This window comes from Desulforhopalus glucosivorans, assembly GCF_054397165.1.
Genome location: NZ_AP044854.1, coordinates 611,145 through 623,560 on the forward strand (window position 1 = coordinate 611,145; position 12,416 = coordinate 623,560).

The 12,416-nt window shown below is 42.6% G+C and carries 10 protein-coding genes and 1 pseudogene; 10 read left to right on the forward strand and 1 reads right to left on the reverse strand.

Annotation, left to right across the window (positions count from 1 at the left end):
* Positions 1 to 519 precede the first annotated feature (519 nt).
* Together ACX6CI_RS02650 and ACX6CI_RS02655 are read left to right on the forward strand one after the other, a co-directional pair.
* Entirely contained in the window at positions 520 to 1,107 is a 588-nt protein-coding gene (locus ACX6CI_RS02650) for a TetR/AcrR family transcriptional regulator (protein WP_458776633.1), read from the forward strand.
* Between the two features lie 225 nt (positions 1,108 to 1,332).
* On the forward strand, positions 1,333 to 2,724 hold the full coding sequence (locus ACX6CI_RS02655) for an MATE family efflux transporter (protein ID WP_458776634.1): 1,392 nt from the start codon (positions 1,333 to 1,335) through the stop codon (positions 2,722 to 2,724).
* Positions 2,725 to 2,763: 39 nt separating this feature from the next.
* Here the strand turns inward: ACX6CI_RS02655 and ACX6CI_RS02660 are convergent, their stop codons facing one another.
* The gene (locus tag ACX6CI_RS02660) at positions 2,764 to 4,176 is read right to left on the reverse strand and encodes a sigma-54 interaction domain-containing protein (RefSeq protein ID WP_458776635.1); all 1,413 of its coding nucleotides are present in this window, start codon (positions 4,174 to 4,176) and stop codon (positions 2,764 to 2,766) included.
* 674 nt (positions 4,177 to 4,850) lie between these two features.
* Here ACX6CI_RS02660 and speD point away from each other — a divergent pair.
* From speD to ACX6CI_RS02700, 8 genes and pseudogenes are all read left to right on the forward strand, one after another.
* Positions 4,851 to 5,132 (forward strand): annotated as a pseudogene (speD, locus tag ACX6CI_RS02665) (S-adenosylmethionine decarboxylase); the annotation flags it as partial.
* Between the two features lies 1 nt (position 5,133).
* Positions 5,134 to 6,102 carry a GNAT family N-acetyltransferase gene (locus ACX6CI_RS02670; RefSeq protein WP_458776636.1) on the forward strand — a complete coding sequence of 323 codons (969 nt, stop codon included), beginning with the start codon at positions 5,134 to 5,136 and terminating at the stop codon, positions 6,100 to 6,102.
* Positions 6,095 to 7,462, forward strand: coding sequence for an ATP-grasp domain-containing protein (locus tag ACX6CI_RS02675; RefSeq protein ID WP_458776637.1), 1,368 nt, complete (start codon positions 6,095 to 6,097; stop codon positions 7,460 to 7,462). The genes ACX6CI_RS02670 and ACX6CI_RS02675 overlap by 8 nt, the downstream gene beginning before the upstream one ends.
* On the forward strand, positions 7,449 to 8,792 hold the full coding sequence (locus ACX6CI_RS02680; RefSeq protein WP_458776638.1) for a diaminopimelate decarboxylase family protein: 1,344 nt from the start codon (positions 7,449 to 7,451) through the stop codon (positions 8,790 to 8,792). Before ACX6CI_RS02675 ends, ACX6CI_RS02680 begins: the two co-directional genes overlap by 14 nt.
* 102 nt (positions 8,793 to 8,894) lie before the next feature.
* Complete coding sequence (locus tag ACX6CI_RS02685) at positions 8,895 to 10,178, forward strand: citrate synthase (RefSeq protein WP_458776639.1); 1,284 nt, start codon at positions 8,895 to 8,897, stop codon at positions 10,176 to 10,178.
* 122 nt (positions 10,179 to 10,300) lie between these two features.
* Positions 10,301 to 10,570 carry a hypothetical protein gene (locus ACX6CI_RS02690; RefSeq protein ID WP_458776640.1) on the forward strand — a complete coding sequence of 90 codons (270 nt, stop codon included), beginning with the start codon at positions 10,301 to 10,303 and terminating at the stop codon, positions 10,568 to 10,570.
* Positions 10,557 to 11,624: an Mrp/NBP35 family ATP-binding protein gene (locus ACX6CI_RS02695; RefSeq protein WP_458776641.1), complete on the forward strand. Its 1,068-nt coding sequence runs from the start codon at positions 10,557 to 10,559 to the stop codon at positions 11,622 to 11,624. Before ACX6CI_RS02690 ends, ACX6CI_RS02695 begins: the two co-directional genes overlap by 14 nt.
* A gap of 74 nt (positions 11,625 to 11,698) precedes the next feature.
* Positions 11,699 to 12,370, forward strand: a complete 672-nt coding sequence (locus ACX6CI_RS02700; protein WP_458776642.1) for a PAS domain-containing protein — start codon at positions 11,699 to 11,701, stop codon at positions 12,368 to 12,370.
* The last annotated feature ends 46 nt before the right edge of the window (positions 12,371 to 12,416 follow it).

A 12,416-nucleotide genomic window follows, 5' to 3' on the forward strand; every position in this document is an offset into this window, starting at 1 on the left:
TCTCGAAAGCTTTGATCATTGTAGAAATTACGAAAATTGTGAATTTGAATTCAAGCAAAAATTGAGCGATTTGATGCACTTCAAGGAAATACATTTTCATCTTTTTCACCGAGATGTGTATGATGAATGCCGTTGTTTCGTTCTTATCCTGGTGCTTGAGCAGCTAAAGTATGTTTTTTCAGAAGTAGTATATTTAATTTATATCAGATAGAATTGAACGAGTACACCTATTATAGCCTAAATTAGATAATCAGACCCTGAGTTACAAATGTATTTTCTTTGGCTCTGCTGTCTGTTGCCCTATCAACTGATAAGGTTGTTTTCATTGTTGTATTACACAACCTCGACCAAAGAGATTTAGTCCTCCTTTTTACATATTTGTTACTGATGAGGATTCTCTCGCAATGGGCAATGTATTGACTTTTGACCCAAATATGATACATTAAAGTATCATTTGATTCACGGAGGTCTATTATGAGTGTTGGTTCGCTCAACTGATACATTTATTTCGGATGAAATATGGAACTATTTGATGAGGTGAGTAGTAATAAAAGTAAAGGTCGTAAAAAACGGACAAGAGAAAAAGTGCTGAACCTGGCGATGAATGTTCTTGCCAAAAACCCAAAAGCTTCCCTGAATGAAATTGCTGAAGCGGCTGAAGTTGGCAGAGCCACCATTTTTCGTCATTTCAAGTCCAGAAAAGATCTTATCAGCGAGCTCATAGTAGAAGCTGACACTAAACTTGAAACTGCAATACAACCTATTCTCGAAAAAAATCTCAATGCCAGAGATACTCTTGAAGAGTTCGTTAAGGTTCTCGTTCCGCTTGGAGCAAGTTTTCATTTTTTAAACTCCAACCAGATCTACGCGGAAGACTCAGGTATTGATGATTTATACAGAAATCAATTAATGCGATTACACGAACTTTCCAAACGTTTAAAGGCTGAAAACGTTGTTTCTTCTGAAGTTCCTCTAGCTTGGGTTGCTGCAGTTTTAGATAACCTGATATACACGGCGTGGGAAACTGTTCTGAAGGGTGACATTGCTCCTAACGATGCCCCTGACCTTGTACTCTCTTCGTTCCTCTACGGTTTTTTCCCGCGTTAGCTTTTCCTTCGAAACACCTCTGGAGGTTTTCTGTAATTCCTGCAGCCACCTCATTTTATATTTCTCTCGTGATGGCCTGGATGTCAGCAATACTGCCTTCTGCTCTAACCTATCTGCAGTACCTGTAATACCATCAGGCCGCGCATCCAGATACATTCAAAAGCTACCAATTAACGCAAGATGAATTTTTATTAAGCTTTACCAATCAAACTCTTCAGGTGTCCAATGAGTACTGATCTAAACCCCGTAACAGGGAAAATATTTCCTGTTTTTTTATTCTATGCAATACCCTCTGTCATTGGTTTGCTGGCGATGTCCTGTGCTGTTGTTGTGGATGGATTCTTTTTGGGAAACTATGCGGGGATAGCCTCTCTTGCTTCTGTAAATCTTACCCTTCCAGCAACAGGTCTATTGTGCGGTCTGGCACTCATGGTGTCGGTTGGCGGGGCAATTCGTTGCGGAAATTTTATTGGGGCAGGAGATATCAAGGCAGCCAATACCAGTTTTTCCCAATCAATTGTCTTTATTTCTATCTTGTCACTGATTCTGACGGTTATAGGAAAAGTCTTTATGGATCAATTTGTTTTCCTCATTACCACAGATAGTTCGTTGGCACCTTTGGTGGCAGAGTACCTGGATATCCTGCTGTGTTTTACTGTTTTTCAGCTTGGATCTCTCTGTCTCTCGTATTACATACGTGTGGCAAATTTACCATTCTGGGCTTCTGCATCCATGATAGTCGGCTGTTGTGTTAATGTTTTTCTAGACTGGATATTTATCGCTCATTTTCAATTGGGTCATCAAGGTGCAGCTTTTGCTACGGGCCTTTCAGCAACTGTGACATTTGTTCTTTTAGTCGCTCCTTTTTGCACTAAAAGAATCGAACTCAAATTTTGCTGGCGATTGAAAGATATTTCAGAGGTGATAAAGGGCGCGAGAGCAGGGTTCCCTGAATTTGTTGATGAATTTTCTTTTGGAATATTTGTTTTTATTTTCAACTGGATAATCATGAGAAAATTAGGGGAAAGTGGTGTGGCGGCTTTCTCAATCATTAACTATATGGTTATTACTGCGCTCGTCATTAGTTACGGTATTAGTGATTCGATGCATCCGATTATTAGTCAGAATCATGGAGCTTTAAAGCATAAACGCATTAAGAAATTCATAATGATTTCGACAATAGCAGCTTTTGCTCTGGGTGTTGGTGTAAGTTGCCTGCTCGTTATGATTCCCCAGGCTGTTTCTGGGCTTTTTATCCCAAATGGAGAAAGGGAGACAACACTTTTGACCCATCACTTTATTTCAAAAATATGGCCAGTTTTTATTGTCAACGGCATAAATATTGTTCTTGCTGCTTACCTGACTGCAATGAACAGGTGTATTGGCTCCACCCTCATAATTTTGTCGAGAAATATTCTGCTTCCTGTTTTATTTCTGATTATTATTCATCTCTTTGTCGATGGGGGCGGTATTCTTATCGTTCTACCACTTTCTGAACTATTTACCTTTGCTCTGGCTATTTTTCTGTTTTATAAAAACAGACCGGACAAATTGATGAGTAATGGCTTTGTTCCGAGCGTTGCACAGGCGGGGATGAGCTGTCAGCGCAGCGTATAGCAGGGCAGATGTTTACCAGTCCGGCTGTCCTGTTCCACGCTATTTAAAGTCTTCCTTCTGTATGCCAAGATGTTTCATCTTGCCGTACAGACCTCTTGTGTGGATACCAGCAATCTCAGCGGCTTTACCCACTTTTCCGCGGGTTTTTGTGAGCACCATTCTGAGATATGCTCCTTCTACCTGCTCCATGACAATTTTTTGGACTTCCGGTAGGGTCTTTCCTTCCCAGAAAGAATCATTTTCGACCATCGATGCAGTGAATGGACTGAGTACTCTATTTGTTGTATTGAAAACACTTGGCAGATCGTCCAGGGTAATTTGATTGGTTTTACAGAGCAGGATAGCTCGCTCTATAACATTCATAAGTTCTCGGACGTTACCTGGCCAGTCGTAGTTACAGAGTGCGGTCATTGCAGGTTTGGAAATCTGATTTACATCTTTTGCGATCTTATATTTGTAGAGTGAAAGAAAACGCCTTGCAAGGGATGGCACATCCTCTTGTCGGTCACGTAACGGTGGAATTGTCAGGGACATCACATTGAGTCTAAAATAGAGATCCTTGCGAAAATTGCCTAATTCAACTTCTTTTTCCAGGTCGCGATTTGTGGCAGTAATTACTCGAACATCTACCCATATTTGTTTTTCTCCCCCTAATGGTCTCACTTCATAATCCTGTAGAACCCGTAGCAGTTTGGTTTGCAGGTGTAGAGGCATTTCACCGATCTCATCTAAAAATATCGTACCCCCATGGGCGAGTTCAAAGGCACCACGGCGTGCGCGTGTGGCACCCGTGAATGCGCCGCTGGTATGACCAAAGAGTTCACTCTCCAGAAGTTGTTCAGGTAAGGCAGCTGCGTTTAGGGCAATAAATGGACCAGAAGACCTGGGGCTTTCAGAGTGTATGGCTTTGGCCAGATGTTCCTTGCCAACCCCTGTCTCTCCCAGGAGTAAAATTGTAGAATCACTTGGTGCAACGAGCTGAACCTCATCAATAAAAAATTGCATCCTTTCGCTACTGGAGGAGAAGTCGTTCAGTTTTGGCTGCATCCCTTTTTTTCGGGAAAGATGTTTTAACTCAACGAGTTGTAACCGTGATTCAACTGTGGCCTGGATGGTGTCTGTAAGGTTGTTCAAAGACACTCCTGAGTATAAAACCACATCGGCACCAGCAGCCATCAGTCTGGCATGTTCTTCTGAGGAATCAAAATTATGGATAACCACAGTTGTTGGTGCCTCAGGAAGGTTGTTGAGTTGACTGATGCTAAACTCAACTGGCCTTGGAATGAGGGATTCACTGATGACAATGATATCACCGCAGCTCTGTACAGCAGAGTGCCAGGGATTCTTGACCTGGCCATGGCATTCCACTTGAATGTCGGACGGCACAAAGCTTTGTTCAAGGTTTGCCTGTAGTTCTCTGTTTTCCACTGCAAGTATGAGTCGTGTCAGCATGGATGTCTCTCGTATAATCGGAGGGCTTTGATGTGTTGAGTAAAAAAATACCGTTTTAAAGTCAAATAATACAATAAAACGATCTAATCGGAAATAAAATACTCAAATATTATAGTATGTCACTTTTTACTGTATAAATATAGTGATAAACAGATCGTCAGTCAGATAAGTATCTGTGTGTAATATTACATATAAACAGCATGTTATATGTTTTTTTTGGCAGGTAAAATGAGGATTTTCTGGGCGTTTGAATATGTCGGTAAAAAATTACCTTTTATGCATTGAGGAGATGTGCGTATTGTATGACTTTGTTGTGTTTAACGTGCTGTATTCAATCGATATATATCTTTTTTTTTGTCTGTTCGTTTTTTTTGGCATTTAAGTTGCAAAATTGTACCGTAAGCAGATTGAAGGGCACATTTTTTATAGATCCATAAAATCGTTCTTACAGAAAATATAACATCCATCCGTGTAGAAAAATAACGGGCAAAACTAGAGGCAATCAGGAGATAACAATGCAGACTTTAACTCTTCACACCCCAGAACCGCTGCCAGCAAGAACTGGTTATGAAGGTATCTATGCTATGAACGAAGCCATTGAGCGTAACGCCTGGGGGATAGCGTCATCTGTAGATATATATAATTGTGAGCCGGATACAATTCGTGATGCCGATGCTATACGCCGTTTTGTCGTCGAATTGTGTGATCTCATTGAAATGAAACGATTTGGAGAAACTCAGGTGGTGCATTTCGGAGAAGACGAGCGGGTAGCCGGGTTTTCAATGGTTCAACTCATTGAAACATCGCTCATTTCTGGACATTTTGCCAATCAGACCAATGCAGTCTACCTTGATGTGTTCAGCTGCAAACCGTACTTACCAGAAAAGGTGCAAAAATTTGCTCAGGAATACTTTGAGGGAAGCCACAGTAACCTTAATGTCAGTTTGAGGTACTGATATGTTGAAGATCAGGTCATGTGAAGACTTTGACGAATGCGCAAACCTCTGGGCTAAGGTCTGGCCACAACATTGCATTTTTGATTTATGGGAGGTGCGGACAAGCTTTGCCTCATGTTTTGGTAACAAACCATACTTCATTGTTGCCGAAGAGTTCGGCGAAATTAAGGGACTTCTTCCTCTCAGTTGGATTGAAGAGACCGAGACATATGGAATTTTTCCCGGTGAAACCTGGCAGGGAAAGACCTGGCTTGAGCAAAATAAAATAGTTGCCGAATCCCGTCAGGTATTTGATGCCATGCTCGAAAGTATCCCAGGTCCTGTTCATTTGCGCTATCTCACATCAGACAGTATTCCTGATGGAAGCTTCCCGGTGGCGGTGGATGAGGTTGGTTTTCTGTTCTTTCCGAGCAGTTACGGCTATTCTTTTGATAGGTATATGGCTGAATTTTCAGGGAAATCCAGAAAGAATCTAGGGCGGGAAATTGCACATTTACAAAGTGGCGGTGTTGCATATCGATACGATCAGTGTGCTGATGTTGACTGGATGTTTCAAAAGAATCTGGAATTATTCGGAGATTCGTCCTATTTCAGTGACCCCAGATTTCTAGCATCCTATGAAAAGCTTATTGCAATGCTCTTTGATAATAATCTCCTGAGGGTTACGACGGTTTTACTTAAGGGAGAAATTGCAGCGGTGGATATCGGCACGATCTGGAAAAGCGAATATACCATTCTGGCTGGTGGAACCAATTCCGAATTTCAGGGGGTGGCCAAAATGATAAATTTTCACCATTTGGAGTGGGCCTGCCGGCAGCGTATGCATGTCGTTGATTTTCTTTGTGGCGATTTTGGTTGGAAAAAACGCTTCCATTTGTCAAGTCGTCCTCTCTATGAAATTTATCGACAATCAGCACCCGTATACTCTAACAACACTCTATGCCGCATGGCCCAGGTTACGCATGAGTAATAACCTAAGGGAATATAATTTAAATCTTCTCCCACCAGAAATCGGCAGGAATTTTTTGGATGATGGTAGGGAAGGATTGAATACTGCTGTAAGTGGAGCAAAGGTGCTCGTGGTCGGCACGACCTCAGATTATGTTGCTCTGCTCAGGCAATCGAATCCTGGAAATGCACTTTATCTGACAGCAGAATCAGAGAGGAATAAGGCCCAGGAACCTCGGCCATCGCACGATGAAGAAATAGTCTGTGATCTTGAGGAGGATGTCTCTCTGATTGTAGAGAAAATACAAACCCATAGCCGACAATGGGGTGGTTTCATCGATGGGGTGGTCTGTTTTGATTGTGAGTCTATGGCACTTGCAGCAAAATTAGCAGAAGAACTATCCTTGCCCTATCCCTCCCTTGACAGTATTCGTCTCTGCCGGGACAAGTTCGTAACCAAAACTATCTGGCGGGACAGAAAAGTTGCCTGTCCTCGCCACAAACTCGTCCAGACAACAGAGGAGCTTGTGGCTTTCTGGAGGGAGATTGATGGTCCCGTCGTGATAAAACCACTAAGTGGCAGTGGGAGTGAACTGGTTTTCATCTGTAAGAACTATAAAGAGTGTAAAAAGGCTACACATGCGATATTGGAAGGCCTTGCTGGGAGAAAAGAGGATCGACTTTACAGTAAGGCCACAACAAGCTTTGTGGCTGAAGAGTTTGTTGATGGTAGCGAGTTTAGTTGTGACTTTACTGTTAAAGATGGTCAGGTTGAGATTTTGCGACTCACCAAAAAAATAAAGTATACCAACGTTCCTTTTGGGACAATTGATGGCTACATGATAACCGACTGGCAGCGCAGCGGTATCAACCAGAGACATCTGTCAACAATGCTCGGGCAGGGTGCTGAAGCCTTGGGATTTGTTGATGCAGTTTGTATGGTGGATTTCATAGTTGACGGCGATAAAATTCTACTGCTTGAAATGACTCCTCGTCCAGGAGGAGATTGTCTTCCATTTCTTCTTCATAGAGCTTTCGGCTTTGATATCTTAAGTTATTGCATCGATTTTTCAATGGGGCGTAGTGCAGCACACCCGGTTCCAAGAATGTCAGGGGAAGGACTCGTTGCCTTAAGAATCCATGCAGAACGCGATGGTAATGTTGTTAAAATAGATAGTAATCGCCTCTTTCTTGATCCTCGTACACGGGAAATTAGTCTTTTCAGGGGAAATGGGCATCGGGTTACCATGCCGCCCCTTGATTATGAATCCTGGTACCTGGGGTACGTCCTCTTTCAACCTAATTCTGAGCCCTCTGTCGAACTACAGTGCAAGGAACTGCAACGCCTGCTTGAGGTGGAGATGAACAATGACAACAATTGATATCCCTAAGGACTCTTTTCAAGAAAGATTAGAAACATGTTTGCAAGACCAGGCTCCACCTCTTTCTGACTCTTCTCTCCGAGCTTTTGTTGAGCCCTTCTTCCTGCGGAGGTACGAGTTTTTAGCACCACTTAAAGAACAGGAGACCCCACTGTATCTTTTTGAGCCGGAGTTGCTGAGACGGCGTTCTGATCGATTCCAGGCTGCATTTATGGCACATTTGGCAAAGACTGGTTTTTATTATGCGGTTAAAAGCAACAACTATCCTGAAATCGCAAGAATACTCACTGAAACAGGGTTTGGCCTTGATGTATCAAGCGGTATTGAACTGAAAATGGCACTTGCCCTGGATAACCAGGATATCATTTTCAGCGGACCTGGAAAAACGAGAGCGGAGCTGGAGATGGCGGTTACTGGTGCTGAGAAGGTGACAGTGCTCGTTGATAGTTTTCATGAGCTTAAAATGTTGGGCGAGCTTGCCAGAATCTGGAAGAAAGAGGTTCGGATTGGTGTGCGACTTACCACCAGAGCTGATGGATTATGGCGTAAATTCGGCATCCCTCCGGAAGCACTGTCCCGGTTTATAAATGAGGTCAGTTACTTATCCTATTTGCATTTCAGAGGCATTCAGTTTCATACGAGTTGGAACCTGGACGCTCGGGCGCAGCAAGACTTTATCTTGAGCTTAAAAAATATTTTAACACAACTGCCTGCCACGGAACTGAGCCAGATCTCATTTATTGATGTTGGTGGTGGATATTGGCCAGAGCAGGGAGAGTGGCTGCAACCAGAGGGGACTGAAGCGGGTATTCTTAGAAAAGCACTGCAATTAGGTATAGAAGACAAGAACAACCACTACTGCCAAAGCGCAATTTCAATAGAAGATTTTGCAGAACAGCTGGGCCAGGCCATACATTGTCATATTTTTCCACTTTTACCTGATTGTCGGATCTGTTTTGAACCCGGCAGATGGCTGTGTAATGATGTTATGCACCTTCTTATGACAGTGGTTGATAAAAAAAGTGACGATCTCGTTATTACAGATGCGGGCACCAATGCTGTTGGCTGGGAGCGTTTTGAAACGGATTACTTTCCGGTTATAAATTTGAGTCGACCGGAAATGACTGAAAATACATGCAATGTTCTGGGTTCGCTCTGCACTCCTCATGATGTGTGGGGATATCAGTATTGGGGTGAGGATATTGAAATTGGAGATGTTCTGTTGATACCAGCACAGGGGGCCTATACCTATAGCCTTATGCAAAATTTTATTAAACCATTGCCTGAGGTCGCTGTTGTCTGGCCTGCAGCTGTTTCGAAATTACCCTAATTAAATAAAATAACGCAAAAAACAATACAAAAAATCCATCTAAAACATATGGAATGAATGCCCGGGGCATTACGTACAACGTTTAGAGGAAAAGGAGATATTTTGGACGAATTCGTAACTCTGACATATAACGGAAAGGCAGTTGAACTTCCTGTAATTACCGGAAGTGAAGGGGAAAAAGCTATTGATATTAATAGGCTACGAGCTGAGACAGGATTTATAACTCTGGATCCTGGCTATGGTAACACGGGCAGTTGCTTGAGTGCCATAACCTTTATGGATGGAGAGAAGGGAATCCTGCGCTACCGTGGTATTCCTGTTGAGCAACTGGCTGAACATGCTTCATTTAAAGAGACAGCGTATTTACTGATTAACGGTAGATTGCCAAACCGTGAAGAGCTGACCCAGTTCTCGGTGAGGCTCAATGATCATAGTCTGGTTCATACCGATATGAAGGGATTCTATCAGAATTTTCCCAGGGCGTCTCATCCCATGGGGATTCTCTCTTCCATGGTCAATGCCATGAAAAGCTTCTACCCTGAACTCGATACCACAGAAGAAGAGATCAATATCACCATGACGCGCTTACTTGCCAAGGTGCGTACCATGGCTGCTATGTCCTATAAAATATCGAGAGGCCATGAAATAGTTTTACCCAGACCGGATTTGACCTATTGTGAGAATTTCCTCAATATGATGTTTGACACTCCTGTAAAACCTTATGAGATGAAACGCGAGGCGGTCAATGCCCTGAGAGTACTCTGGATTCTCCATGCGGACCATGAACAGAACTGTTCAACCTCTGCAGTTCGTATGGTTGGAAGTGCCCGGGTAAACCTTTATGCCGCTATTTCTTCTGGCATAGCAGCACTTTGGGGGCCATTGCATGGTGGCGCCAATCAGGCAGTTCTTGAAATGCTTACTCAAATTCAACATGAGAGCGGTACCTGCGCACAAATGGTTGAGCGGGCAAAAGATAAGAACGATCCTTTCAGGCTGATGGGTTTTGGCCACCGGGTGTATAAAACCTATGATCCACGCGCGAAAATAATGAAGAAAATGTGCGATGAACTTCTCGAATCAATGCAGATTACTGATCCGTTGCTGGATATCGCAAGGGAACTTGAAGAAATCGCCTTAAAAGATCAGTATTTTATCGATCATAACCTCTATCCTAATGTGGACTTTTACAGTGGCATAATTTTAAGAGCCATTGGTATTCCAACCAATATGTTCACAGTAATGTTTGCCATAGGCAGGCTCCCAGGCTGGATTGCTCAGTGGAAGGAAAGTACTGATGATCCGAACTGGAAAATCAGTCGGCCCCGGCAGATTTATACAGGGGAGCGGGAGCACAGTTACATCCCCCTTCACGCCCGTCAATAAACGCTGTAATGAAACAAAGAGATGAGTTTTGACGGAAGGTCATTTATGTGTAACGGTGTTTGACTGCTGTAGTGACATTATTTTTAGCCCCATTATTTATGGAGCACGACATAGGACAGGACATGACCGAGTCAGAAGGATTTATTGAGTATATCAAAACAAAGATCCCTGCAGTTTGGGATAGTCTGGAAAGCGCGGCCCAAGAGGGACTTGTTTATATCGATCTGGACTGCGATGCCGTGACCGCTTCAAACCGTCTTCTCTTAACCTATCCAGATCTCCATGAAGTACTCTCGACCTTAATTAACCAGTGGGCCGAATCTGCGGATTCAACCGGTTTCTCCCTGCAGGATATTCTCAATGAGGAGAAAGCAGATAATGGACAATACTAAAACTCGTACCATAACAGCTGTTTTTGATTCTCTCATTGAGCCAACCTTGAAATGGCCTGTCAATGTACTAAATTTACTTAAAAAAATAGAATTTAAAGGCGACCGCGTTATTATCGATGTCAACTTGATATCCAGCGATGCTGATGAAAAAAATCTTTTTAAACAACAAGCACAACGGGCGTTGGTGGAAGTTGGTTTCGAAGATGTCACTATCAACCTTGGTACAGTGAATGTAGCAACAGAAGGGATCAGCGGGGTCAAGCATATCTTGCTGGTGGGTTCTGGTAAAGGTGGGGTTGGTAAATCAAGTACTGCTGTCAACCTTGCAACAGCTATTAGTAAACTTGGGTACAAAACGGGTCTCATGGATGGAGATATCTATGGTCCGTCGTTTCCGACGATGCTTGGAGTCACAGAAAAGCCTGAGGTTCTTACATCAGAGTACCTTTTGCCAATAGAGTGTCATGGTATTAAAACTATGTCTGTCGGGTATCTGGTGGACAGAAATAAAGCGCTTACCTGGCGGGGAAATATCACCAGTGGTACGGTTCTGCAATTTATCCAGAAAACATTCTGGGGCGATCTTGACTACCTCGTCATCGATTTACCCCCAGGAACCGGAGATATTCCACTCACGCTAGCCCATAAAGTGAAGTGTGATGGGGTTGTTCTGGTCACCACCCCACAAAATTTAGCACTTGATGATGTGCGGAGAGCTGTCACCATGTTTCAACAATGTGAAATTCCGATTCTGGGTATTGTCGAAAATATGAGTTATGCGGTGTGCAGTTGCTGTGGCCATCAAGATCATTACTTTCCTAAAGCAAAATCAGGCGGACCTGATGACCCGTTAAGCAGCATTGAAACACTCTGCTCCATACCGCTCTCAAAAGATGTATCTAGCGCAGCAGAAGCGGGTATGCCTTTAATATTCACAGAGGGAAATAATCCGGTAAAGGAAATATTTGAATCTCTAGCAGCCAAAATCACAGCCAATATTAGTAGTAATGAACAACAGTTGCCAAGAGAAGAAAAAGCCCAGATTCTTGAGTAGAATTATACCAACAGCTGTAAAGGAAGGTTATTTCGAATGTAGAGTCTATAAAAGATACAGATGGTGGGTAAGGCATGGACACACAGGAAGAGCAAAACACAAAACTTATTCAGCAAATATCTGATGAAAAATTAATTAACGCTTTAACACCCGAAAAAAAGCAAGATGTGATGAGCATTGTTTTTGATGCAATAAACTCTCTAGTAGGTGGTGTAATTATAACAGATAAATGTGGGGGAATTTGTTTCGCCAACCCATCATTTTGTAAAATGTTCGGCTACAACCAAAAAGAAATAATAGGAAAAAATGCAGCTGAACTTTTTACCACATCGGAGGTGACAAGATTTTCAGATGTTATCGAAATATTAGATATTAGCAAAAATACTACTGAAGAATTTATTGTTCAAAATAGTGACGGGGCGACTTTTGTCGTTGAGGTTTCAGTCTCAAATGTGACTTCTGAAGCTAACCAGGTTTTAGGAAGGATGGCTTCTTTTGTCGACATCACCTCTCGAAAAGAAATTGAGAATGATCGTGAAAATTTAATCAACAAACTCCAGAATGCTTTAGATACAATAAAAGTATTGAAGGGGATTCTCCCTATCTGTTCCTATTGCAAAAAAATTCGGGATGATAAAGGAGCCTGGGACCAAATGGAGGCTTATTTGTCTGAGTATTCGGATGTTCAGTTTAGCCATGGTGTTTGTCCTGACTGTTATAAAAAAGTAATGGATGGGTTGAAATAATGAAACTACACCTACTGCGAAGGTGTAATCCATTTTTGGGTGTGAA

Coding starts and splice junctions, on each gene's coding strand:
- ACX6CI_RS02675 (WP_458776637.1), top strand. CDS start 6,095: ATGAGTAATAACCTAAGGGAATATAATTTAAATCTTCTCCCACCAGAA.
- ACX6CI_RS02680 (WP_458776638.1), top strand. CDS start 7,449: ATGACAACAATTGATATCCCTAAGGACTCTTTTCAAGAAAGATTAGAA.
- ACX6CI_RS02690 (WP_458776640.1), top strand. CDS start 10,301: ATGACCGAGTCAGAAGGATTTATTGAGTATATCAAAACAAAGATCCCT.
- ACX6CI_RS02660 (WP_458776635.1), bottom strand. CDS start 4,176: ATGCTGACACGACTCATACTTGCAGTGGAAAACAGAGAACTACAGGCA.
- ACX6CI_RS02695 (WP_458776641.1), top strand. CDS start 10,557: ATGGACAATACTAAAACTCGTACCATAACAGCTGTTTTTGATTCTCTC.
- ACX6CI_RS02650 (WP_458776633.1), top strand. CDS start 520: ATGGAACTATTTGATGAGGTGAGTAGTAATAAAAGTAAAGGTCGTAAA.
- ACX6CI_RS02655 (WP_458776634.1), top strand. CDS start 1,333: ATGAGTACTGATCTAAACCCCGTAACAGGGAAAATATTTCCTGTTTTT.
- ACX6CI_RS02700 (WP_458776642.1), top strand. CDS start 11,699: ATGGACACACAGGAAGAGCAAAACACAAAACTTATTCAGCAAATATCT.
- ACX6CI_RS02670 (WP_458776636.1), top strand. CDS start 5,134: ATGTTGAAGATCAGGTCATGTGAAGACTTTGACGAATGCGCAAACCTC.